Annotated in this window: 21 protein-coding genes and 1 pseudogene; 12 read left to right on the forward strand and 10 right to left on the reverse strand. The window is 70.6% G+C overall.

Annotated features, from left to right (window positions below; translation table 11 throughout):
• The first annotated feature begins 79 nt into the window (after positions 1-79).
• On the forward strand, positions 80-559 hold the full coding sequence (gene rimP, locus ET989_RS09095; RefSeq protein WP_131168224.1) for a ribosome maturation factor RimP: 480 nt from the start codon (positions 80-82) through the stop codon (positions 557-559).
• A gap of 7 nt (positions 560-566) precedes the next feature.
• On the forward strand, positions 567-1535 hold the full coding sequence (nusA, locus tag ET989_RS09100; RefSeq protein WP_131168225.1) for a transcription termination factor NusA: 969 nt from the start codon (positions 567-569) through the stop codon (positions 1533-1535).
• A gap of 78 nt (positions 1536-1613) precedes the next feature.
• Here the strand turns inward: nusA and ET989_RS09105 are convergent, their stop codons facing one another.
• The 3 genes and pseudogenes from ET989_RS09105 to ET989_RS09115 form a co-directional block, all read right to left on the reverse strand.
• Positions 1614-2195 carry a hypothetical protein gene (locus ET989_RS09105; protein WP_131168226.1) on the reverse strand — a complete coding sequence of 194 codons (582 nt, stop codon included), beginning with the start codon at positions 2193-2195 and terminating at the stop codon, positions 1614-1616.
• A 170-nt stretch (positions 2196-2365) separates the two neighbouring features.
• Positions 2366-3988: pseudogene (locus ET989_RS09110) on the reverse strand (solute symporter family protein).
• Positions 3985-4422 carry a DUF485 domain-containing protein gene (locus ET989_RS09115; RefSeq protein ID WP_131168227.1) on the reverse strand — a complete coding sequence of 146 codons (438 nt, stop codon included), beginning with the start codon at positions 4420-4422 and terminating at the stop codon, positions 3985-3987. Before ET989_RS09115 ends, ET989_RS09110 begins: the two are co-directional and overlap by 4 nt.
• A 185-nt stretch (positions 4423-4607) precedes the next feature.
• Here ET989_RS09115 and ET989_RS09120 point away from each other — a divergent pair, with 185 nt between their 5' ends.
• From ET989_RS09120 to ET989_RS09140, 5 genes are all read left to right on the forward strand, one after another.
• On the forward strand, positions 4608-4883 hold the full coding sequence (locus tag ET989_RS09120; RefSeq protein ID WP_131168228.1) for a YlxR family protein: 276 nt from the start codon (positions 4608-4610) through the stop codon (positions 4881-4883).
• Positions 4884-5021: 138 nt separating this feature from the next.
• Positions 5022-7991: a translation initiation factor IF-2 gene (gene infB, locus ET989_RS09125; RefSeq protein ID WP_131168229.1), complete on the forward strand. Its 2970-nt coding sequence runs from the start codon at positions 5022-5024 to the stop codon at positions 7989-7991.
• Positions 7992-8133: 142 nt separating this feature from the next.
• Positions 8134-8601 (forward strand): 30S ribosome-binding factor RbfA, encoded by a 468-nt coding sequence (gene rbfA / locus ET989_RS09130; protein WP_131168230.1) that lies wholly within the window; start codon positions 8134-8136, stop codon positions 8599-8601.
• Positions 8602-8605: 4 nt separating this feature from the next.
• The gene (truB, locus tag ET989_RS09135; protein ID WP_131168231.1) at positions 8606-9505 is read left to right on the forward strand and encodes a tRNA pseudouridine(55) synthase TruB; all 900 of its coding nucleotides are present in this window, start codon (positions 8606-8608) and stop codon (positions 9503-9505) included.
• Positions 9502-10494 carry a bifunctional riboflavin kinase/FAD synthetase gene (locus tag ET989_RS09140; RefSeq protein WP_421958220.1) on the forward strand — a complete coding sequence of 331 codons (993 nt, stop codon included), beginning with the start codon at positions 9502-9504 and terminating at the stop codon, positions 10492-10494. The genes truB and ET989_RS09140 overlap by 4 nt, the downstream gene beginning before the upstream one ends.
• 127 nt (positions 10495-10621) lie before the next feature.
• Here the strand turns inward: ET989_RS09140 and ET989_RS09145 are convergent, their stop codons facing one another.
• The 4 genes from ET989_RS09145 to ET989_RS09160 form a co-directional block, all read right to left on the reverse strand.
• The gene (locus ET989_RS09145; protein WP_131168233.1) at positions 10622-11146 is read right to left on the reverse strand and encodes a GNAT family N-acetyltransferase; all 525 of its coding nucleotides are present in this window, start codon (positions 11144-11146) and stop codon (positions 10622-10624) included.
• A 122-nt stretch (positions 11147-11268) separates the two neighbouring features.
• On the reverse strand, positions 11269-12669 hold the full coding sequence (locus tag ET989_RS09150) for an NAD(P)(+) transhydrogenase (Re/Si-specific) subunit beta (RefSeq protein WP_131168234.1): 1401 nt from the start codon (positions 12667-12669) through the stop codon (positions 11269-11271).
• Complete coding sequence (locus ET989_RS09155) at positions 12666-12962, reverse strand: NAD(P) transhydrogenase subunit alpha part 2 (RefSeq protein WP_131168235.1); 297 nt, start codon at positions 12960-12962, stop codon at positions 12666-12668. Before ET989_RS09155 ends, ET989_RS09150 begins: the two co-directional genes overlap by 4 nt.
• Entirely contained in the window at positions 12959-14134 is a 1176-nt protein-coding gene (locus ET989_RS09160; protein WP_131168236.1) for an NAD(P) transhydrogenase subunit alpha, read from the reverse strand. The genes ET989_RS09155 and ET989_RS09160 overlap by 4 nt, the downstream gene beginning before the upstream one ends.
• Positions 14135-14364: 230 nt before the next feature.
• Between ET989_RS09160 and rpsO the strand changes: the two genes are divergently transcribed.
• The gene (gene rpsO / locus ET989_RS09165; protein WP_131168237.1) at positions 14365-14628 is read left to right on the forward strand and encodes a 30S ribosomal protein S15; all 264 of its coding nucleotides are present in this window, start codon (positions 14365-14367) and stop codon (positions 14626-14628) included.
• A 243-nt stretch (positions 14629-14871) separates the two neighbouring features.
• Positions 14872-17094 carry a polyribonucleotide nucleotidyltransferase gene (locus ET989_RS09170; RefSeq protein WP_131168320.1) on the forward strand — a complete coding sequence of 741 codons (2223 nt, stop codon included), beginning with the start codon at positions 14872-14874 and terminating at the stop codon, positions 17092-17094.
• A 190-nt stretch (positions 17095-17284) separates the two neighbouring features.
• On the opposite strand, the gene ET989_RS09175 is transcribed toward ET989_RS09170, so the two are convergent.
• Entirely contained in the window at positions 17285-17989 is a 705-nt protein-coding gene (locus tag ET989_RS09175; protein WP_241656288.1) for a hypothetical protein, read from the reverse strand.
• A gap of 408 nt (positions 17990-18397) precedes the next feature.
• On the opposite strand from ET989_RS09175, the gene dapB reads away from it, so the two are divergent.
• Both dapB and ET989_RS09185 read left to right on the forward strand, forming a co-directional pair.
• Positions 18398-19132 (forward strand): 4-hydroxy-tetrahydrodipicolinate reductase, encoded by a 735-nt coding sequence (gene dapB, locus ET989_RS09180; protein ID WP_131168239.1) that lies wholly within the window; start codon positions 18398-18400, stop codon positions 19130-19132.
• A gap of 4 nt (positions 19133-19136) precedes the next feature.
• Positions 19137-19844: an LmeA family phospholipid-binding protein gene (locus tag ET989_RS09185; RefSeq protein ID WP_131168240.1), complete on the forward strand. Its 708-nt coding sequence runs from the start codon at positions 19137-19139 to the stop codon at positions 19842-19844.
• Here ET989_RS09185 and ET989_RS09190 read toward each other — a convergent pair whose 3' ends face one another.
• Together ET989_RS09190 and ET989_RS09195 are read right to left on the reverse strand one after the other, a co-directional pair.
• Positions 19845-20888: a glutathione S-transferase family protein gene (locus ET989_RS09190; RefSeq protein WP_131168241.1), complete on the reverse strand. Its 1044-nt coding sequence runs from the start codon at positions 20886-20888 to the stop codon at positions 19845-19847.
• A gap of 56 nt (positions 20889-20944) precedes the next feature.
• On the reverse strand, positions 20945-21895 hold the full coding sequence (locus ET989_RS09195) for a sugar-binding transcriptional regulator (RefSeq protein WP_131168242.1): 951 nt from the start codon (positions 21893-21895) through the stop codon (positions 20945-20947).
• 106 nt (positions 21896-22001) lie between these two features.
• On the opposite strand from ET989_RS09195, the gene ET989_RS09200 reads away from it, so the two are divergent.
• A complete protein-coding gene (locus tag ET989_RS09200) occupies positions 22002-23729 on the forward strand; it encodes a glycerol-3-phosphate dehydrogenase/oxidase (protein WP_131168243.1) in 1728 nt (575 codons plus the stop codon).
• Positions 23730-23789: the final 60 nt, after the last annotated feature.

Raw genomic sequence — 23789 nt, forward strand, 5'->3', positions numbered from 1 at the left:
AGGCTACACCGGGGGCCAGCGGCCGGCGGGCTACACTGTCCTTCACACAACTGCACGGCCACAACAGGAACGGAGCGCCATGAAGGAACAAGCCATCGCCGCACTCGTGGGGCCCGTTGCCGAGCAGCACGGCCTCGAGGTCGACCGCATCGAGATCGCCAGCGCCGGACGGCGCAGCTTCCTGCGGGTCTACCTCGACGGCGACGGCCCGGACGGCCGCGGCCCCAGCCTCGACGAGATCGCCGACGCCACGCGCGCCCTCTCGGTCGCCCTCGACGAGTCGGACGCCACCGGGCAGGCCCCGTACACCCTGGAGGTCTCCAGCCGCGGCGTGAGCCGTCCGCTGACCGAGGCCAAGCACTACCGCCGCAACGTCGGACGCCTGGTCGCCCTCACCCTCGCCGATGGCCAGGTCACCGGGCGCATCGAGGCCTCCGACGCCGACGGCGTGGACCTGGACGTGGACGGGCACACTCGTCGCGTCGCGTACACCGACATCAGCAAGGCCGTCGTGCAGGCCGAGCTCCGCAAGGACGCCGGCGACGACGAGGAGGAGTGAGCAGGACATGGACATCGACATGACGGCACTGCGTTCCCTGGAGCGCGACAAGGAGATCCCCATGACGGTCCTCGTGGGCGCGATGGAGGAGGCCATCCTCAACGCCTACGAGAAGTCGGCCCACCCGGTGAAGGGCGCGCGCGTGGAGCTGGACACCAAGACCGGCCGCTTCGCCGTCATGGCGCCCGAGACCGACGACGAGGGCGTCGTCGTCGGTTGGTACGAGGACACGCCGGAGGGCTTCGGCCGCGTCGCCGCGGCGACGGCCCGGCAGGTCATCTTCCAGCGCCTGCGCGAGGCCGAGGACGAGCAGAAGTTCGGCCATTTCTCGGCCAAGGAGGGTGACATCGTCACCGGCGTCGTCCAGGCCGACCGCGACTCGCGCACCGTCCGGGTCGACCTCGGCCCGCTGGAGGCCATCATGCCCCCGGCCGAGCAGGTGCCCAACGAGACCTACACCCACGGCCAGCGACTCAAGGTGTACGTGGTGGCCGTCCGCCGCGAGCCCAAGGGCCCCCAGGTGGTCGTCTCCCGCACGCACCCGAACCTGGTGCAGCGCCTGTTCAAGCTGGAGGCGCCCGAGATCGCCTCCGGCGTGGTGGAGATCAAGGCCGTGGCCCGCGAGGCCGGCTTCCGCACGAAGATCGCCGTGGTGAGCCACGACACCAACGTGTCGGCCAAGGGCGCCTGCATCGGCCCGATGGGCCAGCGGGTCCGGGCTGTCATGAACGAGCTGAGCGGCGAGAAGATCGACATCATCGACTGGTCCGAGGACGGCGCCAAGTTCGTCGCCGAGGCGCTCAGCCCGGCCAAGGTGTCGTCGGTGATCGTCACCGACCAGTTCGCCAAGGCAGCCCGCGTCATCGTGCCGGACTACCAGCTGTCGCTGGCGATCGGGCGCGAGGGGCAGAACGCCCGCCTCGCCGCCCGCCTCACCGGCTGGCGCATCGACATCCGCCCCGACACCCAGGCCTGAGCCCCGGGTTCACGACACGGACGCCGCCCGCAGCGCATCGCTGCGGGCGGCGTCCGTCCCTTCTCCCCAGGAGTGCGGTCAGCGGCCGCCGCGGCCCATTCCCTTGCCGCCCCCGCCCGGGCCGCCGTCGCCAATGACGCCGGCCTCGACGGCCTTCTTGACGGCGTCGGCCTCGGCCTGGGTGAGCTTGCCGTCGGTGACGGCCTGCTCGAGGCGGTCCTGCAGCGCGGCCGCGCGCTCGGCGTCGCGCTCGCTCTCCAGCGCGGTGAGTGCTTCGGCGACCTTGGCCTCGTCGACGCCCAGCGCCTTGGCCAGCTCTGCCGCGAGCTCGGCGCGGCGCTCCTCCTGCGTCGGGCGCGTGGTGGAGTCGTCGGCCTGGCGCGCCTCGCGCAGCGCGTCATGCGCGGTCTGGAGGGCCTCGGACACCTTCGCCTCGTCGAGGCCGAGCTTCTCGGCGAGCTCGGCGGCCTGCATGCCGCCGCGGTGCTTCTCGCCGGCCTCCCCGCGCCCGCCCTGCTGGGACTGGTCCGCCTGGGGTGTGGTCGTCGTGGGCGCCGCCGTCGGGTCCGCCGCCTGCGCGAGGCTGGAGATCCCCGCGACACCCCCGAGGGCGAGAGCGGCGGTGCCGAGGGTCAGTCCGACCTTCTGGATGCTGTTCATGGTGTTTCCTTTCGGTGCTCCTTGCATGATCACCATTCAGCCGCTCGGATCTGTCGAGGGCCTTCGGCGTTCCTGTCAACGCCCTGTGAATGCCCGGACGGCCGGCCCCGGGTGGGGCCGGCCGTCCGTAGTGGGTCGGCGTACAGCGACGTCGGTGCACGCCAGCATTCTCAGTGGGCGATGGCCTCGCCCGCGCCCGCACCGGTCATGGAGCGGACCTCCATCTCGGCGGCGAGCTCCTGGTCGCCGCGCACCGCGGAGGTGACCGTGCCGATGTAGCCGGCCAGGAAGGCCAGCGGCACCGAGACGAGCGCCGGGTTCGTGAGCGGGAACCACGCGAAGTTGACCGCCTCGCCCAGCATCGCGGACTTGGAGCCCGAGATGGAGGGGGAGAACAGGATCAGCACGACGGAGCTGATCAGGCCGGCATAGATCGACCAGACCGAGCCGCGCGTGTTGAACCGGCGCCAGTACATCGTGTACAGGATGGACGGCAGGTTGGCCGATGCCGCCACCGCGAACGCCAGCGAGATCAGGAAGGCGATGTTCTGGCCGTTGGCGAAGATGCCGCCGATGATCGCCAGCACGCCGATGACGACCGACGTGATGCGGGCGACCTTGACCTCCTGCTCGGGATCGGCCTTGCCGCCCTTGAGGATGGAGTTGTACACGTCATGGGCGAACGAGGCGGACGCCGTGATCGTGAGGCCGGCGACCACCGCGAGGATCGTCGCGAAGGCGACGCCCGAGATGACGCCCATGAAGATCTCACCACCCAACTCGAGGGCGAGCAGCGGGGCTGCGGCGTTCGCCCCACCGGGTGCGGCGAGGATCGCGGCCGGGCCGACCAGCTTGGCGGCACCCATGCCGAGCACCAGCGTGATCAGGAAGAACACGCCGATCAGGGCGATGGCCCAGACGGCGGAGCGACGGGCCTCCTTGGCGGTGGGCACCGTCTAGAAGCGCATGAGAACGTGGGGCAGGCCCGAGGGGCCGGCGACCAGCGCGATCGACAGCGACAGGAAGGACAGCTTGGTGAACTCCGAGGCTCCGTACTGCTGCATGGGCACCAGGAGGTCCTTGCCGTTGCCGTAGGCAGGGTCGAGGGCCGCGGTCTGGGCCTGGGCCATCAGCTCCGACAGGTTGAAGCCGTCGCCGAGCAGCACGAGCAGGGCCATGACGGAGGCGCCGCCCACGAGCAGGACGGCCTTGATCATCTGCACCCAGGTGGTGCCCTTCATGCCGCCGATGAGGACGTAAGCGACCATCAGCAGGCCGACCAGGGCGATCACGAGCGACTGCATGTTGCGGTCGGACACGCCGAGCAGCAGGGCCACGAGGCCACCGGCGCCGGCCATCTGGGCCAGCAGGTACACGAACGAGATGACCAGGGTGGAGGTCGCGGCCGCGGTGCGGACCGGCTTCTGGTTCATGCGGAAGCTGAGGACGTCGGCCATCGTGTACTTGCCGGTGTTGCGCAGCGGCTCGGCCACGAGGAACAGGGCCACGATCCAGGCCACGAAGAAGCCGACGGAGTAGAGCAGGCCGTCGTAGCCGTAGAGGGCGATGGCGCCCGTCACGCCGAGGAAGGCGGCGGCCGACAGGTAGTCGCCGGTGATGGCGAGGCCGTTCTGGCGGCCCGAGAAGGCGGCGCCGCCGGTGTAGAAGTCGGTGGCCTTGGACTTCTGGCGCGTCACGACGATGACGATGCCCATCGTGGCGACGACGAACAGGGCGAACACCCCGATGTTGATCATCGGGTTGCCGTACTGGGTGGTTTCCAACAGCGTCATGCCTGGACCCCCTTCTCGAGCTGGGCCTTCAGGGCACCCGACACGGGGTCGAGCTTCTTGGTGGCGAATTTGACGTAGATGAAGGTCCAGGCGTACACGACGGCGAACTGGAGCAGGCCGATCGTCATGCCGACGCTCAGTGAACCGACCAGCGGGGTCGCCATGAAGTCGACGGCGTAGATCGACAGCAGCACGAAGGTGAAGTAGGACACCAGGCCGGCGACCGTCATCGGGAACGCGAAGTTGCGGAACGTCGAGCGCAGATTCAGGTACTCGGCGGTCTTGGAGACGGCGACGAAGGAGTCGGTGGTCGGCGCCTCGTGCGGCTTCTCGGTGTGGACCAGCTCAGGCAGCGGCCAGTGGTCCTCGGGGAGGTGGAACTCGGTTTCGTCGGCCCAGGGCTTGCCCTGTGACTCGTCACGGTCTGGCGACATGCAGGCGCTCCTCACGCGGCAGTGGGGCCGTCGTTGGCCCCGGTCTTCTCCAGAAGGTAAGGCATGGAGCAAAGAATCTCAACATCGAGATTGTCGAGATCAAGTAACTTGATCTCCGCCCTACACTTCTCCCCTCAGCGGCAGCGTGCCACGGGCGCATCGTTGCGGGCCACTAGGGTTGTCCCGTGCCGATCAGGACGTGTGTGGGGTGCCGGAGGACCGACGACCAGGCCTCGCTCGTGCGCGTGGCCCGCGGGGCCGCGGGCGGGGTCGTGGTGAGCCGTACCGCACCCGGACGCGGTGCGTGGCTGCACCCCGGGTGCGGGGCCGCCGCGCTGAAGCGCCGGGCGATCCCGCGGGCGCTCCGGTTGCCGGTGAGTGAGTCGGCGGCGCTGGCCGAGGTCGTCGCGCAGGTCGACGCGCTGGGCCCCGCTTGGGCATTTCGGCCCCCGAGCGACTAGACTATTTGACGCGCTTCGCGCAGCTCGTGCGCGAACACAACCAGAAGGTGGGCTAACGCTCATGACCACTCGATGAGTTCCCAGAAATGAGCATCAACAACTAACTGGCCTGCGCACTCGCGGGCCTGAAGGAGAGTAGTGGCCAAGGTCCGCGTCTACGAACTCGCGAAAGAGTTCGGACTCGAAAGCAAGGATGTCCTCAAGACACTCCAGGACATGGGCGAGTACGTCCGGTCCGCATCATCCACGATCGAGCCGCCGGTTGTCCGGCGGCTGACCGAGAAGCTCAAGGGCGGCCAGTCCGGCAAGCCCGCCCCCGGCGCGCCCGCTCCCGCGGCGCCTGCCACGAAGCCCGCGGCCCCCGCCGCAGGTTCGCCGCGTCCCGGCGCCCCCGGCCCGCGCCCCGGCGCACCGCGTCCGGCCGCCCCGCAGCCAGCCGCCCCCGCCGCCCAGTCGCCGGCCCCGGCTCCCGCCGAGGCGATCCCGGCCCCGGTTCCCGCAGAGGCGGCTCCGGCCCCGCAGGCACCGGCCCAGCCGGCCGCGCCCGCGGCGTCCGCCGCACCGCAGGCCCCGGAGCAGCGTCCGGCAGCCCCCGCTGCCCGTCCCGGTGCCCCGGCGCCCCGCCCCAGCGCCCAGGCCCCCGCGCCCGCGCCCGCGCCGCGTCCGGGTGCTCCGGCCCCCCGTCCCGGCGCCGCGGCTCCCCGGCCTGGTGCCCCCGGCCCCCGTCCGGGCGGTTCGGGCGGCCTGCCCGGCAACCGTCCCGGTCGTCCGTCCGGCGCCCCGCGCCCGGGCAACAACCCCTTCGCACCCAGCCAGGGCATGGGCGTCCGTCGCCCGCGTCCCGAGGGCCCCGGCGGCGCACCGCGTCCCGGTGCGCCGGGTGCGGCGGGTCGTCCCGGCCCCCGCCCCGGTGGCGAGGGTGCCCCGCGCATGCCGCGTCCGGGTGGCACGGGCGGACTGCCCGGCATGCCGCGCCCGAACCCGGCTATGATGCCCAAGCAGGTCTCCAACCAGCTCAGCCCCGCGGGTGCCCGCGCGGGTCGCCCCGGTGGCGGCCCCGGCGGCCCCGGCCGCGGTCGCCCCGGCGGTGCCGGTGGCGGTCGTCCGGGCATGGGCGGCGGCCCCTCGACGGGCCCGATCGGTGGCGGCGGTGGCCGCGGCCGTGGCGGTCGCGCCGGTGGTGGCACCCAGGGTGCGTTCGGCCGTGGCGGTGGCCCGGCCCGGCGCGGACGGAAGAGCAAGAAGGCGCGTCGCGCAGAGTTCGACCAGATGGAGGCCCCGACGATCGGTGGCGTGCGGATCCGCAGCGGTGAGGGCCAGAAGGTCCGCCTCCGTCGCGGAGCGTCGCTGACCGACCTGGCCGAGAAGATCGGCGTCGAGCCGGCATCGCTGGTGCAGGTGCTGTTCCACCTGGGCGAGATGGTCAACGCCACCCAGTCGGTGGCCGACGACACCCTCCAGGTGCTGGGCGCGGAGTTGAACTACACCATCGAGGTCGTCTCCCCCGAGGACGAGGACCGCGAACTGCTCGAGTCGTTCGACATCGAGTTCGGCGAGGACTTCGGCGACGAGGACGACCTCGAGTCGCGCCCGCCGGTGGTCACCGTCATGGGCCACGTCGACCACGGCAAGACGAAGCTGCTGGACGCGCTGCGCCACGCCAACGTGGTGGCCGGCGAGGCCGGTGGCATCACGCAGGCCATCGGTGCCTACCAGGTCGCCACCGAGATCGGTGACGTCGAGCGTCGCATCACCTTCATCGACACCCCGGGCCACGAGGCGTTCACCGCCATGCGTGCCCGTGGCGCCAAGTCGACCGACATCGCCATCCTCGTGGTCGCGGCCGACGACGGCGTGATGCCCCAGACGATCGAGGCGCTGAACCACGCGAAGGCGGCCGACGTGCCGATCGTGGTCGCGGTCAACAAGGTCGACAAGGAGACCGCCGACCCCGTCAAGGTGCGCGGCGAGATGACCGAGTACGGCCTGATCCCCGAGGAGTACGGCGGCGACACGATGTTCGTCGACGTCTCGGCGGTCACGCACCAGGGCCTGGACAACCTGCTCGAGGCCATCGTGCTGACGGCGGACGCCGCCCTCGACCTGCGCGCCAACCCGGACATGCCCGCCCAGGGTGTGGCCATCGAGGCGCACCTCGACAAGGGCCGCGGCCCCGTGGCCACCGTCCTGGTGCACCGCGGCACGCTGAGGACCGGAGACTCGATCGTCGCCGGCTCCGCCCACGGCCGCGTCCGCGCGATGATCACCGACACCGGCGAGACCGTCGACGAGGCCCCGCCCTCGATGCCGGTGCAGGTGCTCGGCCTGACCTCCGTGCCGGGGGCCGGCGACAACTTCCTGGTCGTCGAGGACGACCGGATGGCCCGCCAGATCGCCGACAAGCGCGAGGCCCGCCAGCGTGCGGCCTTCCTGGCCAAGACGACGCGCCGCAAGACCCTCGACCAGCTGTTCGAGCAGATCGAGAAGGGCGAGACCCAAGAGCTCAAGCTCATCCTCAAGGGCGACTCGGCCGGTTCGGTCGAGGCGCTGGAGGACTCGCTGGCCCAGATCGACGTCGGCGACGAGGTGTCGCTGCGCGTCATCGACCGCGGTGTCGGTGCCATCACCGAGACGAACGTTTCGCTGGCCGCGGCGTCCGACGCCGTCATCATCGGCTACAACGTCCGCCCGCAGGGCAAGGCGACGCAGCTGGCCGACTCCGAGGGCGTCGACATCCGCTACTACTCGGTCATCTACGCGGCGATCGACGACGTGGAGGCCGCCCTCAAGGGTCTGCTCAAGCCGATCTTCGAGGAGAAGACGATGGGTCAGGCGGAGATCCGCGAGATCTTCCGCAGCTCGAAGTTCGGCACGATCGCCGGCTGCATGGTGCTCGATGGTCACATCAAGCGCAATGCGAAGGCGCGTCTGCTCCGCGACGGCGTGGTCGTCACGGAGACCTCGATCGCGTCGCTGCGGCGCGAGAAGGACGACGTCACCGATGTCCGCGAGGGTTACGAGTGTGGTCTCACGCTCCACAACTACAACGACATCAGGAACGGCGACATCGTCGAGACCTACGAGATGCTGGAAAAGCCGCGCGACTGAGCTCGGCGACCTGACCTGACCTGATCGGATCGCTCCCATCCTGATGCAGCCCACGCATCAGGGTGGGAGCGATCGCGTTGCGTGCCTGTCTCCGGCGCCCCACTAGACTGCAGATTCCGTTCGAGAGAGAGGAAACCCGACCATGGGCAACCCGAGGTACATCAAGGTCGCCGAGCAGATCAAGGTGATCGTGGCGGAGCTCATCGAACGCCGCATCAAGGATCCGCGCCTGGGCGACTTCGTCACGGTGACCGACGTGCGACTCACCGGTGACGGCCGCGAGGCCACCGTGTTCTACACCGTCCTGGGTGGCGAGGAGGAGCGCGTGGGCACCGCCGCGGCCCTCAACTCGGCCACGGGCATGATCCGCTCCACGGTCGGCAAGAACCTGGGCATGAAGTTCACCCCGACGATCGCGTTCGTGCTGGACGCCGTGCAGGAGACCGCCGCCGAGATGGAGGCCCTGCTCGCCAAGGCGCGCGCCTCCGACGCCGACCTGGCCGCCCGCTCCGCCGGGGCCACCTACGCCGGCGAGGCCGACCCCTACAAGAAGCCCCACGAGGACGAAGCGGACGACGCGGACGCCTTGGGCGAGGGCGACGAGGCCTGAGCCGGTGGCCGAGCCGTCCCTCCTGGTCGTCGACAAGCCCTCGGGCATCACGAGCCACCGGGTCGTCGCGCGGGCGCGCCGGGCGCTGGGCACCAAGAAGGTGGGCCACGCCGGCACGCTCGACCCGATGGCCACCGGGGTGCTCGTCCTCGGCGTCGAGAAGGGCACCCGGCTGCTCGGCCACCTGCTGCTCACCACCAAGACTTACGAGGCCACGATCCGGCTCGGTCAGGCGACCAACACCGACGACGCCGACGGTGAGGTGACGGACGCGGCGGGCGCGACCCTGGCCGCCGTGGGGTCGCGCCTGCGTGCCGGGGTGGAAGCCCTGACGGGCACCATCTCGCAGGTGCCCAGCACCGTGTCCGCGATCAAGGTCAACGGCCAACGCGCCTACGCGCTGGCCCGCAGGGGTGAGGACGTCGCGCTGGCGGCTCGGGAGGTCACAGTCTCCCGCTTCGACGTCGCCGACGTGCGCCGGGCCGACGTCGACGGGCTGGGCGTCGTCGACGTGGACGTCGTGGTCGATTGCAGCTCGGGCACCTACATCCGGGCCCTGGCGCGCGACCTGGGCGCCGCCCTCGGCGTGGGCGGGCACCTGACCGCCCTGCGCCGCACCCGCGTGGGGCCGTTCGGGCTCGACCACGCAACGTGGGACGCCGACCTGCCCCAGTTGGAGCGCGGCGAGCTGTTCGACGTGCGCCCCTACCCGCTGGGCGCCATCGCCCCGCTCGCCTTCGCCACCGTCGAGGTGGACGCCGGCGCCGCCCGCGACATCGGCTACGGCCGCGCCCTCTCGCTCGCGGTGCCCGCCGACCCCACCGCGCTCGTCCACGACGGGCGGCTGCTGGCGCTCTACCGGCCCGCGGCGTCCGGCAGCGAGCCCGTCGCGGTGCTGGCCTGAGCGTGTGGCGTTGTAGGGTGAGCGGGCAGCGAAACCGGAGGGAGCAGGCGTTGACAGGGTCCGTGGTGGTCATCGGCAACTTCGACGGCGTGCACCCCGGGCACCAGCAGGTGCTCGCCGCGGCCAAGCGGGCCGAGCCGGGCGTGCCCCTGGTCGTCCTCACCTTCTGGCCGCACCCGGCCTCGGTCGTCCGCCCCGACGGGGGCCCCAAGCTGCTCACCAACCTCGAGGACCGCGTCGCCCTGCTGCGCGCTGCCGGCGCCGACGAGGTGCGGGTGATCGACTTCACCCGCGAGCTGTCGCAGCAGACCCCGGCCGAGTTCGTCGAGTCCCACATCCTCCCGCTGGCGCCCCGCCGCGTCGTGGTGGGGGAGAACTTCCGCTTCGGCCACAGGGCGGCCGGTGACGTCGCAGCGCTGACCTCGCTCGGGGAGGGCCGTTTCGCGGTGACCGGGCTGCCGCTCGTGCACGTCGGCGACGAGGAGACCTGCAGCTCCGGCGTCCGGGCCGCCCTCGAGTCGGGCGACGTGGTGCACGCCGCCGAGCTGCTGGGTCGCCCGTTCCGCTTCCGCGGCATCGTCCGCCATGGGGACAAGCGCGGCCGCGAGCTGGGCTTCCCGACCGCGAACCTGCCGGTGCCCAACGAGTACGCCTGTCCCGCCGACGGTGTCTACGCCGGCTGGGTCACCCGCATGGACGGCCGCGACGCCCACGGCAACCCCCTGCCCGCCGGCGAGCGGACGCCCGCGTGGCCGGCCGCCATCTCGGTGGGCTCGAACCCGACCTTCGACGGCCACGACCGCCGTGTGGAGAGCTTCGTGCTCGACCGCGACGACCTGGAGCTCTACGACGCCCCGATCGCGGTCGACTTCTGCTCGCGCATCCGCGGGCAGGTCCGCTTTGACGGCATCGAGGCGCTGGTCGCCCAGATGGACGCCGACGTCGAGGCCACGCGTCAGGCCCTTGCTGAAGCCCGCACCGCGGGATAGCGCCGCCCGTTGAGCCGGGCCCCCTTCCTCTTCGGCGCGCGCGGGCGGGGCCGAGCTGGACGCCGTCGTGCAGCCAGACATGCGTCGAGGGCCCCACCCGCACGGGTGGGGCCCTCGACGTCGGCGGTCAGCGGACCGTCAGCGACTTGCGGAAGATCGCCTCGATCGGGTCGTTGGTGCCCTCGCCCTCGCCGTCGATGACGGACAGGTTGATGGCCGAGCGGTGCTCGCCCGTCGGGGCGTAGCCCAGGCCGACGTAGAGGGGGATGGCGGCCGGGTTGTCGGGAGTGACGCCGAGGAAGACCTCGTCGTAGCCGAGCTCGCGGGCCAGCTCCTCCAGATGTTGGGTGAGCGCGGCGCCGAGGCCCTTGCGGCGACCCTGCGGGTAGACCCACAGGAGCTTCATCTCGGGGACGAGCGGCGTGCCGTCGTCGTCGCGGGTGTCGAGGATCACGCGGCCGGCGATCTCGCCGTCGATGAGGCCGACGACGACGTAGTAGCCGCCCTTGGCCTGCTCCTCCAGGTACGAGGCCGAGAGACCCTTCGTCTTGGCGGTCTCGTTGGCCTCGAGGGCCGGAAGGTCCTCCGCCGTCGCGAGTCGCGTCTCGATCGATGCCCTGCCAGCCCCGGCCATGTCCTCACTCCTCCTCATGTGCGCATCCCCACGCACTGCCCCAGTGTTGCGGATGCTCGGCGAAACGCAAGTCCGTCTTACCCGGCGGGCATCGTCGGCCGACGATGCCCGCGTGGGCCCACGCACCGCCCCCTTGGGGCTCAGCTGAGCTCCTTGATGTGCGTGACGACCTCGGCGACCGCCTGCTGGGCCGAGCCGTACAGCATCGAGGTGTTGTCGGCGAAGAACAGCGCGTTCTCGATGCCCGAGTAGCCCGCACCGCGTCCACGCTTGATGACGATGCACTGGCGCGCCTTGTCGGCGTCCAGGATCGGCATGCCGTAGATGGGGCTGGATTTGTCGGTGCGGGCGACGGGGTTGACCACGTCGTTCGCGCCGATGACCAGGGCCACGTCGCACAGCGGGAAGTCGGAGTTGATCTCGTCCAGGTCGAAGATCTGGTCGTAGGGGACGCCGGCCTCGGCCAGGAGCACGTTCATGTGGCCGGGCATGCGACCCGCGACCGGGTGGATGGCGAACTTCACGTCGACACCCTCGGCCTCGAGCAGCTTGGTCATCTCGTAGACCTTGTGCTGGGCGCCGGCCACCGCCATGCCGTAGCCGGGCACGATGATGACGCTCTCGGCGTAGCGCATCATGGCGGCGGCGTCCATGGCGGAGGCCTCCTTCATGGTGCCGCCGGGGCCGTCGACGGACTGGGCCTCGCCGGAGATGGGTGTGAACAGCACATTGGTGAGCGGCCGGTTCATGGCCTTGGCCATGAGCAGGGTCAGCAGCGTGCCGGCAGCGCCGACCACGATGCCGGCGATGATCAGGGCCGGGTTGCCCAGCACGTAGCCCTCCAGGCCGACGGCCAGGCCGGTGAACGCGTTGAGCAGGGAGATGACCACCGGCATGTCGGCGCCGCCGATGGGGGAGGTCAGGGCCAGGCCCAGGATCAGGGCCATGAGGAAGAAGGCCACCACGAGGATCGGGTGTGGGCCCACCACCACGATCGCGATGCCGAGGCCGAGGGTGACCAGCGTGTGGATCACGTTGCCCAGGTTCTGCACCGGCCAGCGGACCGCCTTGCCCATGACGCCCTGCAGCTTCGCCCACGCCAGCACCGAGCCGGAGAAGGCGACCGAGCCGATGAACGCGCCCAGCATGGCCAGCACGGCGTGCAGGCCGGTCGGGGGCACCGGGCGGGTGAACTCGACCGCGGCGATCAGGGCCGCAGCGCCGCCGCCCATGCCGTTGTAGATGGCGACCATCTGCGGCATGTCGGTCATCTTGACGACCTTGCCGAGCCAGGCCGCCACACCGCCGCCGACGACGATGGCGACCACGGCCAGGACCAGGTTGATCGTCTTGTCCGGCGCGAAGTAGGCCAGCCCGCCGCTCTCGCCGGGGATGAAGAAGGTCGCCAGGGTCGCGAGCACCATGCCCACGCCGGCCCACTTGATGCCCGCGGCCGCGGTCTTGGGCGAGCTCATCGCCTTCAGGCCGAGGATGAACAGGACGGCGGCGACCAGGTAGACGCCGTTGAGCACCCAGGTCATGCCTCGACCGCCTTCTTGTCCTTGGTGGTGAACATGCCGAGCATCCGCTCGGTCACGATGTAGCCGCCCGCGGCGTTCGCCGCGCCGAGCAACACCGCGAGGAAGCCCAGCACCAGCTGGATGGGCGTCTCGGCGTGGGCCAGCGCCCACATCGAGCCGACCAGGACGACGCCGTGCACGAAGTTGGAGCCGGACATCAAAGGCGTGTGCAGGATCACTGGCACCCGCGAGATAACCTCGTAGCCGACGAAGGCGGCGAGGATGAAGATGTAGAGGTAGAGCAGGTCGATCATGCGGTCGGCTCCTTCGACGCTGTGGCTTCGGTGGGCAGCGGGGTGGGCTGGGGCAGGCCGAGCACCTTGGCGACGCCCGCGTGGACGACCCGGCCGTCGTGGGTCAGCGCGGTGCCCGCGATGACCTCGTCGCCCCAGTCGATGGAGAGCCTGCCGTCGGCGATCATCGGCGTGGTGAAGCTGAGCAGGTTCTTGGCGAACATCTCCGAGGTGTGGACGGGCATCCTGCCGGGCAGGTTCACCGGGCCCACGACGCGGGCGCCGCCGACCTTGACCTCCTTGCCAGCCGCGGTCCCCTCGACGTTGCCGCCGCCTTCGGCGGCCATGTCGACCACCACGGACCCGGGCTTCATGGCCTCGACCATCGCGCGGGTCACGATGACCGGCGCCTTCCTACCGGGGACGGCCGCGGTCGTGATCAGCACGTCGGCGTCCGCCACGGCCTTGGCCAGGGCGGCGCGCTGCTGGTCGACCTCCTCGGCGGTCAGCTCGCGGGCGTAGCCGCCCTCGCCGGCCGCGTGGACGCCGGTGTCGACGAACTTGGCGCCCAGGCTCTCGACCTGCTCGCGGGTCTCGGGGCGGACGTCGTAGCCCTGCACCATGGCGCCCAGGCGCTTGGCGGTGGCGATCGCCTGCAGGCCGGCCACGCCGGCGCCGATGACCAGCACGCGGCTGGGCCGAATCGTGCCCGCGGCATACGTCAGCATCGGGAAGAACTTGGGCGCGCGGGCCGCGGCGATCAGCACGCACTGGTAGCCGGACGCCGAACCCTGCGAGCTGAGGATGTCCATCGACTGGGCGCGCGAGATGCGCGGCAGCAGCTCCAGCGCGAAGGTGGTCGCGCCCGTCGCGGCCAGGGCGTTCGCGTGCTCGGCGCTGGCGTACGGCGTCAGCAGGCCCATCAGCACCTGGCCGGGGCGCAGGGCCGCGGCGTCGGCGTCCGACAGGTTGCCGATGGTCCAGACGATGTCGCTGCCGGCGATGACGTCCGCGGTGGAGTCGGCCCACTCGACGTCGCCGAGGGATTCGGGGGTGGCGAACGCGGTGTCGGTCGCCCCTCGCTGCACGAGCACGCGGGCACCCAACCCGGCCAGCTTCTTGACGACGTCACCGACGATGGGGGAGCGGGTCTCGTGCTCCGCACTCGCCGGGATCCCGATCACAACGCTCATGGCACTCCTTTGCGCTTGGCCCGCTCAGGCTACTACGACGTGTCGTGGTGTGCACGGCCTCACGGCATCGAGAGTTTCGACTTCGACAGGTTGAAAGGGCATCCGACGTGGGCGATTGGGAGGTGCGGTGCGGCGTCCGGTAGAGTGGTCCACCGGCGTCAGAGCGCCCGCGGATCAAGAGAGCCACCCGACCGGGAACGGCACCGCGCAACGGACGAGGGGAGCAGCACATGGATGCCGCAACGAAGAAGGCCATCATCGAGGAGTACGCGACGACGCCGGGCGACACGGGCTCTCCCGATGTCCAGATCGCCCTGCTGTCCAAGCGAATCTCGCACCTGACCGAGCACCTGAAGCAGCACAAGGGTGACCACCACAGCCGTCGTGGCCTCATGCTGCTGGTCGGCCAGCGCCGGCGCCTGCTCAACTACGTCGCCAAGAACGACGTCGAGCACTACCGTGCGCTGATCGCGCGTCTCGGCCTGCGCCGTTGACGTACACGTCCCCACATCAGGGAGTGGCCTGCGCGGCCGCTCCCTGATGCGCATGTCCAGGCGCTAGCCTGAACACCACAACTGAACACATGTCCACCGCTGCACCTGGCCCGCGCTATTCGGTCCTCGGTAGTGGCCTCCGGGGCGACAAGCGTCCCGTGGGCCTCGATCGAAGACCGAAACCCTACGAATGAGTGGCCGGAGCTCAGGTGTTGCACGCTTGAAAGGAAATACTCCATGGCCATGGAGGGTCCCGAGGTCCGCTTCACGGAAGCGGTCATCGACAACGGTTCGTACGGCAAGCACGTCGTGCGCTTCGAATCCGGCCTGCTCGCGCAGCAGGCGAACGGCTCCGCCGCCGTGTACCTCGACGAGGACACGATGCTGCTGAGCGCCACCACCGCCCAGAACAACCCGCGTGACGCGATCGACTTCTTCCCGCTGACGGTCGACGTCGAAGAGCGCATGTACGCCGCGGGCCGCATCCCCGGCTCGTTCTTCCGCCGCGAGGGCCGCCCGTCCGAGGCCGCCATCCTCGCGTGCCGCCTGATCGACCGCCCGCTGCGCCCCTGCTTCGTCAAGGGCCTGCGCAACGAGGTCCAGGTCGTCGTCACGGTCATGGCGCTGAACCCGAACGTCCGCTACGACGTGCTCGCGATCAACGCCGCGTCGGCGTCCACCACGCTCGCCGGCCTGCCGTTCGCCGGCCCGGTCGGTGGCGTCCGCGTCTCCCTCATCGGCGACCAGTGGGTCGGCTTCCCGACCGTGGAGCAGATGGAGGCCTCGGTCTTCGACATGGCCGTCGCCGGCCGCGTCCTGCCCGACGGCGACGTCGCGATCATGATGGTCGAGGCCGGTGGCACCGAGACCACCGTCGACCAGGTCCGCGCCGGCAAGAAGGCTCCGACCGAGGAGGTCGTGGCGTCCGGTCTCGAGGCCGCCAAGCCCTTCATCAAGGCCCTCTGCGAGGCCCAGGCCGAGCTGGCCAACCAGCTGCCCAAGGCGATGAAGTCCTTCCCGGTCTTCCGCGACTACGAGGACGACGTCTTCGAGGCCGTCGCCCAGGTCGCCACCGAGCGCCTGCAGGCCGTCATGAGCATCGCTGGCAAGCACGAGCGCGAGACCTCCACCGAGGATCTGCTCGCCGCCGTCCGCGAGGAGGTGGGCCCCCGCTTCGAGGGCCGCGAGAAGGAGGTCACCGGCGCGTACCGTGCCCTGACCAAGAAGGTCGTCCGCCGCAAGACCCTCACCGAGGGCGTCCGCATCGACGGCCGCGGCACCCGCGACATCCGCACCCTGTCGGCCGAGGTCGGCGTGATCCCGCGCGTCCACGGCTCGGCGCTGTTCATGCGCGGCGAGACCCAGATCCTGGGCGTCTCCACGCTGAACATGCTCGACATGGAGCAGAAGCTGGACACGCTCTCGCCCGAGACGACCAAGCGCTACATGCACAACTACAACTTCCCGCCGTACTCCACCGGTGAGACCGGTCGCGTTGGTTCCCCCAAGCGCCGCGAGATCGGCCACGGGGCGCTCGCCGAGCGCGCGCTGGTGCCGGTGCTGCCGGGCCGCGAGGAGTTCCCCTACGCGATCCGTCAGGTGTCGGAGGCACTCGGCTCGAACGGCTCGACGTCCATGGGTTCGGTCTGCGCCAGCTCGCTGTCGCTGATGAACGCCGGCGTGCCGCTGAAGGCCCCCGTGGCCGGCATCGCCATGGGCCTCATGTCCGAGGAGATCGACGGCGAGATGCGCTACGTCGCGCTCACCGACATCCTGGGCGCCGAGGACGCGCTGGGCGACATGGACTTCAAGGTCGCCGGCACGCGTGACTTCATCACCGCGCTCCAGCTCGACACCAAGCTCGACGGCATCCCGTCGGAGGTGCTCGCCTCGGCGCTGCAGCAGGCCCGCGAGGCGCGCCACACGCTGCTCGACGTCATGAGCGAGGCCATCGACACTCCCGACGAGATGAGCCTGTATGCGCCGCGCATCATCACGGTGAAGATCCCGGTCGACAAGATCGGCGAGGTCATCGGCCCCAAGGGCAAGATGATCAACCAGATCCAGGATGACACTGGCGCCAACATCTCCATCGAGGACGACGGCACGATCTTCATCGGCGCGACCAACGGCGAGTCCGCCGAGGCCGCCCGCTCGCTGATCAACGCGATCGCCAACCCGACCATGCCGGAGAAGGGCGAGCGGTACCTCGGTACCGTCGTCAAGCTGATGGCGTTCGGCGCGTTCGTGTCGCTGCTGCCCGGCAAGGACGGCCTGTTGCACATCAGCAAGCTGCGCACGCTGAACAACGGCAACCGCGTCGAGAACGTCGAGGACGTCCTGTCGGTCGGCCAGAAGGTCCAGGTCGAGATCTCCGAGATCGACGACAAGGGCAAGCTGTCGCTGGTCCCGGTCGTTGAGGGCGAGAAGAAGGCCGAGGACGCCGAGGCTCCCGCCGAGGCATGATCCCGAGCCACGGCTCACCACGAACGGCGTCGCTCCTGAGGGGCGGCGCCGTTCGGCGTCCCGGGTCGGCCCACCGGGTCGCGCCCCTCGTGGGGGCTGGTTTCCCGACACTTCGCGGTGGCAACACCACTTTGCCGGTGTTGCACTGCCGGTGGAGTGGCGCTGGGCCAGCGTAGTGGGGCGGAGCCAGTCACGATGTCTGTCGGCGGCCGTGGTCGAGGGCCCGCCGCACCCGTTCCGCCAGTTCGGCGGGTCGGAGGAGTTCGCTCCAGCCCCAGCGCACGAGCCACCAGCCTTCGTCGCGGAACGCCTGCTCGCGCCGCTTCTCCGCCATGATCACGTCCTCGGGGCGCCCGAGCCCCCCGTCGTACTTGAGAGCACCGTCGAACTCACCGATCACCCGCTCGTCCTCCCAGCCGAAGTCACCCAGGCCGACGACGATGCCGGACGCCGTGCGCACCACGCGCTGCAACACGGGCGCGGGGACGCCCTGGAGGAGAAAGTGGGCTCGGCTCAGGGACTCACCCGGCGAGCCGGCTCGTCCATCGGCGAACGCGACCACCCGGCGCGCCCGGCGCATGCCCGGACGCCTCCTGGCTCTGTCCAGCGCCTGTTCGAGCGCGACGCGTTGCACCCCCTGACGGAGCGTGGCGTCCGCCGCGGCGACACCCCACTCGAACGGGACGGTCCGCGCCAGATCGACCACGGTGCGGGCCAGCGATGTGACCGGGACGCCCTGCACCACCGTGCGCTCGTCGTCGGGCACGGGGGCACGGAAGGCGCGAAGCGTCGGCGTCCGCTCACCGTTGGAGTGTGGCCGGGTGACCCAGACCGACGAGAGCAGGGACTGAGGCACCGGGAGACCCAGGAGCACGGCAGCCGAGATGTGGCTCACGACGGTTCCTTCGCCCAGCGCGTGCGCCGCGGCACGGACCCGGGCGATGTGCGCCGCACCGGGTCTGGGCGCCGGCGCCTCGATGAAGGATCCCCGTCTCACTCGGGTGATGCGTCCCTCCCGTACGGCGCTCCGCACCTGGGCGGGGCCCCAGCCTTTGAGGGCGGCGAGTTCGGAGGTCGACCAGATGCGAGGTTCCATGGAGACCAGCCAACCGGGTGTCGGCGGGCCCAGCTGTTGTCCAGCGGGCAGGGGGTGTTGTCCGTAGGCCAACCTGTGCCGCGTCGTCCACCTCGCTGCCCAGGGTGCAGGGAGCTGGCGTTGCGACGCCGGCTTCCTTGCACTCGGGCAGTGACGTGGGCGGATGCCGGCCGGGCGCACGACCCGGGGCGGCCCTAGGATGGCCGCATGTTGAAAGTGGCGGTGTTCGGGGCGAAGGGGCGCATGGGCGTCGAGGTGTGTCGTGCGGTCGAGGCGGCCGACGACCTGGAGCTGGTCGCCGCCCTCGACGTGGGCGACGATCCGGCCCTGGCGGTGGACTCCGATGTGGCCATCGACTTCACCGTGCCGGACGCCGTGATGGGCAACCTCGAGTGGTGCGCCGCCCAGGGCGTCCACGCCGTCGTGGGCACGACGGGCTTCACCCCCGAGCGCCTGGACCGCGTCCGGGAGCTGTTCGCCGACGGGCGGGCCAACGCCATCGTGGCGTCCAACTACTCCATCGGCTCGCTGCTGATGATGAAGTTCGCCGAGATCGCCGCCCCGTTCTTCGAGTCGGTCGAGATCATCGAGCTGCACCACCCGATGAAGGTGGACGCCCCCTCCGGTACGGCCATCACCACCGCCGGCCGGATCGCCGCGGCGCGCGCCACCGCCGGCCTGGGAGAGACCCCCGATGCCACCGAGACCGACCCCCACGGCGCCCGCGGCGCCAAGATCGACGGGATCAGCGTCCACAGCGTTCGCCAGCGCGGGCTGTTCGCCAACCAGGAGGTCCGGTTCGGCAACGAGGGCGAGCAACTCGTCATCGCCGAGAACGGGTTCACCCGGGCGTCCTACATGCCGGGCGTCATCGCCGCCGTCCGAGCCGTGCCCGGTCTGCCGGGCGTGACCGTGGGCATCGAGTCACTGCTGGGGATCTGAGCGCATGAAGCGCTTCCTCGGGGTCCTGGTCGTGCTGGTGCTGCTGCTCGCCGGCTTGGTCGTGGGGGGCGCCTACGTCTTCGACGACCGCATCCGGTCCACCGTCGAGGACCGGGTCGCCGTCGAACTGCAGCGCAGCGTGCCGTTCGCGACGCGCCCGACGGTGCGCATCGAGGGCGAGCCCCTCGCGCTGCACCTGGTCACGCGCGAGTTCCCGAGCGTGAACGTCCGGGCCCGCGAGATGCCGGTCCAAGCCGCGGAGGCGATCACAATCCCGCTGTACGACGTCGACTTCACCCTCGCCGGCGTCCGCTACGAAACGGACGCCGTGCACGCGGCCTCGTTGACCGGTGGCGGGTGGCTCGACTACGCCGACCTCGCGGCCGTGGCCGGGGTGCGGATCCAGCCGACCGAGGACGGACGCCTCGCGCTGGAGCGGGACGTCGAGTTCCTCGGCATCGCCTTAACCGGACGCCTCGTCGGCCGGGCCGCGCTCGACCGGGCCATGCAGACGATCAGCCTGACCGACACCGAGCTCGACCTGGCCGGCGTCGCCATCCCGCCTGACGCCACGCAGGCGCTCGTGGACGCGATCCTGCAGCCGATCCCGGTGGCGCTGCCCTACGGCCTCCAACTCAGCGCGCTGGGACCGGGGGAGCAGGGCCTCGACGTGGTCGTGGACGCGACCGACGTGACGTTCCCGACGCGGTGATCAGGCCAGCTCCACCGGGTTGGGGGAGCGCTCGCCGTTGCGGACCTGCCCGGGGGGCGTCCCCTCGCCGAAGGGGGACCCGTCGAGCTCCTCGCGGTGGTGCGGGCTGAGCCACGCCACGGGGTCTGGCCCCTTGGGCACGATCTGGTTCGGGTTCAGGTCGGTGTGCACGAGGTAGTAGTGGCGCTTGATCTGCTCGAAATCGATCGTGTCGCCGAACCCGGGGGTCTGGAACAGGTCGCGGGCATAAGCCCACAGCACGGGCATCTCGGTCAGCTTGGAGCGGTTGCACTTGAAGTGGCCGTGGTAGACGGCGTCGAAACGCACCAGCGTGGTGAACAGGCGCACGTCGGCCTCGGTGATCGAGTCGCCGACGAGGTAGCGCTGCAGCGTGAGGCGGTCCTCGAGCCAGTCGAGCGCTTCGAACAGCCGTAGGTAGGCCGCCTCGTACGCCTCCTGCGAGCCTGCGAACCCGCACCGGTACACGCCGTTGTTGACGTCGTGGTAGATCCGCGCCATGACCTCGTCGATCTCCTCGCGCAGTCCCTCGGGGTAGAGGTCGGGCGCGCCGGGCCGGTGGTGCTCGGTCCACTCGGTGGAGAAGTCGAGTGTCATCTGGGCGTAGTCGTTGGTCACCACCGCGCCGGTGGTCACGTCGACCAGGGCGGGGACCGTGATGCCGCGCGAGTAGTGCGGGTCGCGCTTGAGGTAGGCGTCCTTGAGCCGGTGGATGCCGAGCACGGGGTCGACCTCACCGGGGTCGAGGTCGAAGGTCCACGAGTCGGCGTCGTGGGTGGGGCCTGGCAGGCCAAGGCTGATCGCGTCCTCAAGGCCCAGTAGACGCCGCACGATGATCGTCCGGTTCGCCCACGGGCAGGCTCGCGCGGCGATGAGGCGGTACCGGTCTGGTTCGACGGGCACGGCGTCCTCACCGTCGTCGACGGTGCGCTTGACGCGCGTGGCGATGTAGCGGGTGTCGCGGTCGAACTCCTCACCCTTGCGGGAGTACACACCGCCCTTGCTGTGCTCGGGTCGCTCGGCCATGACACCACCGTCTCACGCCGGGACGCCCCACAGCCACGTCTCGCAGCAGGGGACCTCTACAGCCGACGCAGCGTGGCCCGGGCGGTCGCCTCGTCCAGCACGAGGTCGGTCGCGACCCCGGCTCGCAGGGCCCCGACCACCGCCGGCGCTCGCAGCGGGTCGGCCACCACGCAGATCCGACGGGGCACGCGGGCCAGCTCGCCCGGAGTGAGCCCGGTGGCCCGTTCGTTGGCGGCGATGTCGGCGTAGCTGCCGTCCTCGCGCAGCAGTACGGTGCAGATGTCGCCGACGACGCCGTCGGCGGCCAACTGCAGGCGCTCGTCCTCGTCGAGGTAGCCGGTGGCGTACACGTGGGAGGGGATGGAGCCGGTCAACGAACCCACCCCGAAGATGGCGACGTCGAGGCGGGCGAGCTGGTCCAGCACATGGCGTACCGACCGCTCGCGCCACATGGCGGCCTTGGTGTCGGGGTAGTCGAAGAACGCCGGCACGGGGAAGAGGACCACCGCGGAGTCGAACGCGTCACCGATCGACTGCATGATTTCGCGGATGTAGGGCACGCCGGACGACCGCTGGTTGGCGCCCCCGTTCATTTGGATGATCGCGCTGCCCGTCAGCGGCCGGTGGCGCAGGTGCTGGGTCAGCGACGCCATGGTGACGCCCCACGCGACCCCGATGTTCATCGAGTCGCCGACGACCTCCGTGAGCAGGCCGGCGGCGCGTTGGGCGACCTGGTCGATGCGTGCCATGGGGGAGAGGCCCCCGCGCAGGGCGACCAGGTGAACCCGGACACCGAAGGCGTCCGACAGGGACCGGGCGACCGGCGCCTGCGAGCTCGACCCCTCGGCGATGGTGATGCGCACCAGACCGGTCTTGCGCGCGTCGGCCAGCAGGCGCGACACCGTCGAGCGAGAAACGTCGAGCCCGTGGGCGATCGCCTCCATCGTCTCGCCCTGAATGTAGTAGCGCGTCGCCGCGCGGTACATCTGTTCGTACCGCTCGTTCACTGCTTGCCTCCTTGCTGCACGTTCGTGCAGAAGCGTGCACCATCCGTGCAGTTGGGGCAAGATGAGGCCGTCAGCGACGAAGACGACGCACACCGGGAGCCCAAAGATGACCATTCCTGCCCTCAATCCGACGCAGCGCGCGCGCGACCTCGAGGCGGTGACCGAAGAGACGTTCGACATCCTGGTGATCGGGGGCGGCGTGACCGGCGCCGGCGCCGCGTTGGACGCCGCCACGCGCGGGCTGAGCGTGGCGATCGTGGAGGCCCAGGACTGGGCCTCGGGCACGTCCAGCCGCTCGAGCCGGCTGATCCACGGCGGCCTGCGCTACCTCTACAACCTTGATTTCGCCCTCGTGGCCGAGGCCCTCGCCGAGCGCGGTCGCCTGCTGACCAAGCTCGCCCCCCACCTCGTCAAGGCCCAGCCATTCCTCTGGCCCCTGAAGCAGCGCGTCATCGAGCGCGCCTACTCCGCGGTCGGTGTGGGCCTCTACGACGTCCTCGCCGTGGCGGGCGCCGGCGGCCGCAAGACCGTTCCGATCCAGAAGCACCTGAGCAAGCAGGGGGCCAAGGAGCGCTTCACCGACGTGCGCGACGACGCCCTCATCGGTGCGATCGAGTTCTACGACGCCCGCGTCGACGACTCGCGCATGGTCATCAACCTCGTCCGCAGCGCCGTGCGCCACGGCGCCCGGGCGCTCTCGCGTGCCCAGGTGGTCGGCTTCGTGCAGGACGCCGGGGGTCGCGTCGGCGGCGCCACGGTCAAGGACCTGGAGTCGGGCGAGGAGTTCACCATCAAGGCGCGGGCCGTGATCAACGCCACCGGCGTGTGGACCGAGACGACCCAGGCGTACGCCAAGACCACCAAGGGCCTGAAGGTGCTCGCCAGCAAGGGCATCCACATCGTGGTGCCGCGCGAGCGCATCAACGCCCGCTCCGGCATGTTCCTGCGCACCGAGAAGTCGGTGCTGTTCATCATCCCGTGGCGCCACTACTGGGTGATCGGCACCACCGACACCGCGTGGCACGAGCAGCTGAAGCACCCCGTGCCCACCGCGGCCGACATCGACTATCTGCTGGACCACGCCAACGCCGTCCTGTCCGCCAACCTGACCCGCGACGACGTGATCGGCACCTACGCCGGGCTGCGGCCGCTGCTGCAGCCCGTCGGGCACGACGAGGCCAAGTCGGCCAAGGTGTCGCGCGAGCACACGACGCTGGAGGCGGCGCCCGGCCTCGTGGTGATCGCCGGCGGCAAGTACACGACCTACCGCGTCATGGCGGCGGACGCCGTCGACGTCGCCCTCGGCAAAGTGCGCGCCAAGGAGCTGCCGTCGATCACCAAGGACGTCCCCCTGCTGGGCGCCGATGGGTTCGATGCCTTCGCGCGGCGGGCGGCGTCCCTCGGCGCGGAGTACGCGCTGACCTCCGAGCAGGTCGAGGACCTGCTCGACCGCTACGGCTCGGAACTGCCTGCTCTGTTCGCCCTCATCGACGAGGATCCCTCTCTCGGCCAACGGCTCGAGGCGTGCCCGTGGTACCTGCGGGCCGAGGTCGCCTTCGCGTGCCTGTACGAGGGTGCCCTCCACCTCGAGGACATCCTCATCCAGCGCATCCGGCTGAACTCGACCACGCCCGACCGTGGGGCGTCCGCGGTCGACGAGGTGGCGCAGATCGCCGCTCCCTTGTTGGGATGGGACGACGAGCGCACGGCGTCGGAGAAGGCCAACTACACCGCGCGAGCCGCCGCTGAGCTCGCGGCCCAGGAACAGCCGAACGACGCTGCGGCGTCGCAGGCCCGCATCGAGGCTACGGATGTGACGCCGTCCTCGTTGTAGAACACCCCTGGCTCGTCGTAACCGCGGCGGGCCACCATCACCCAACCAGTGGCGACCCCG

This window comes from Propioniciclava sinopodophylli, assembly GCF_004324755.1.
Lineage (GTDB): Bacteria > Actinomycetota > Actinomycetes > Propionibacteriales > Propionibacteriaceae > Propioniciclava > Propioniciclava sinopodophylli.

What these genes read in the sequence shown, in the direction of transcription:
- rimP (WP_131168224.1), top strand. Translation starts at nt 80, where the DNA reads ATGAAGGAACAAGCCATCGCCGCACTCGTGGGGCCCGTTGCCGAGCAG.
- nusA (WP_131168225.1), top strand. Translation starts at nt 567, where the DNA reads ATGGACATCGACATGACGGCACTGCGTTCCCTGGAGCGCGACAAGGAG.
- ET989_RS09105 (WP_131168226.1), bottom strand. Translation starts at nt 2,195, where the DNA reads ATGAACAGCATCCAGAAGGTCGGACTGACCCTCGGCACCGCCGCTCTC.
- ET989_RS09115 (WP_131168227.1), bottom strand. Translation starts at nt 4,422, where the DNA reads ATGTCGCCAGACCGTGACGAGTCACAGGGCAAGCCCTGGGCCGACGAA.
- rbfA (WP_131168230.1), top strand. Translation starts at nt 8,134, where the DNA reads ATGGGCAACCCGAGGTACATCAAGGTCGCCGAGCAGATCAAGGTGATC.
- ET989_RS09145 (WP_131168233.1), bottom strand. Translation starts at nt 11,146, where the DNA reads ATGAGGAGGAGTGAGGACATGGCCGGGGCTGGCAGGGCATCGATCGAG.
- ET989_RS09150 (WP_131168234.1), bottom strand. Translation starts at nt 12,669, where the DNA reads ATGACCTGGGTGCTCAACGGCGTCTACCTGGTCGCCGCCGTCCTGTTC.
- ET989_RS09155 (WP_131168235.1), bottom strand. Translation starts at nt 12,962, where the DNA reads ATGATCGACCTGCTCTACCTCTACATCTTCATCCTCGCCGCCTTCGTC.
- ET989_RS09160 (WP_131168236.1), bottom strand. Translation starts at nt 14,134, where the DNA reads ATGAGCGTTGTGATCGGGATCCCGGCGAGTGCGGAGCACGAGACCCGC.
- rpsO (WP_131168237.1), top strand. Translation starts at nt 14,365, where the DNA reads ATGGATGCCGCAACGAAGAAGGCCATCATCGAGGAGTACGCGACGACG.
- ET989_RS09170 (WP_131168320.1), top strand. Translation starts at nt 14,872, where the DNA reads ATGGAGGGTCCCGAGGTCCGCTTCACGGAAGCGGTCATCGACAACGGT.
- dapB (WP_131168239.1), top strand. Translation starts at nt 18,398, where the DNA reads ATGTTGAAAGTGGCGGTGTTCGGGGCGAAGGGGCGCATGGGCGTCGAG.
- ET989_RS09185 (WP_131168240.1), top strand. Translation starts at nt 19,137, where the DNA reads ATGAAGCGCTTCCTCGGGGTCCTGGTCGTGCTGGTGCTGCTGCTCGCC.
- ET989_RS09190 (WP_131168241.1), bottom strand. Translation starts at nt 20,888, where the DNA reads ATGGCCGAGCGACCCGAGCACAGCAAGGGCGGTGTGTACTCCCGCAAG.
- ET989_RS09200 (WP_131168243.1), top strand. Translation starts at nt 22,002, where the DNA reads ATGACCATTCCTGCCCTCAATCCGACGCAGCGCGCGCGCGACCTCGAG.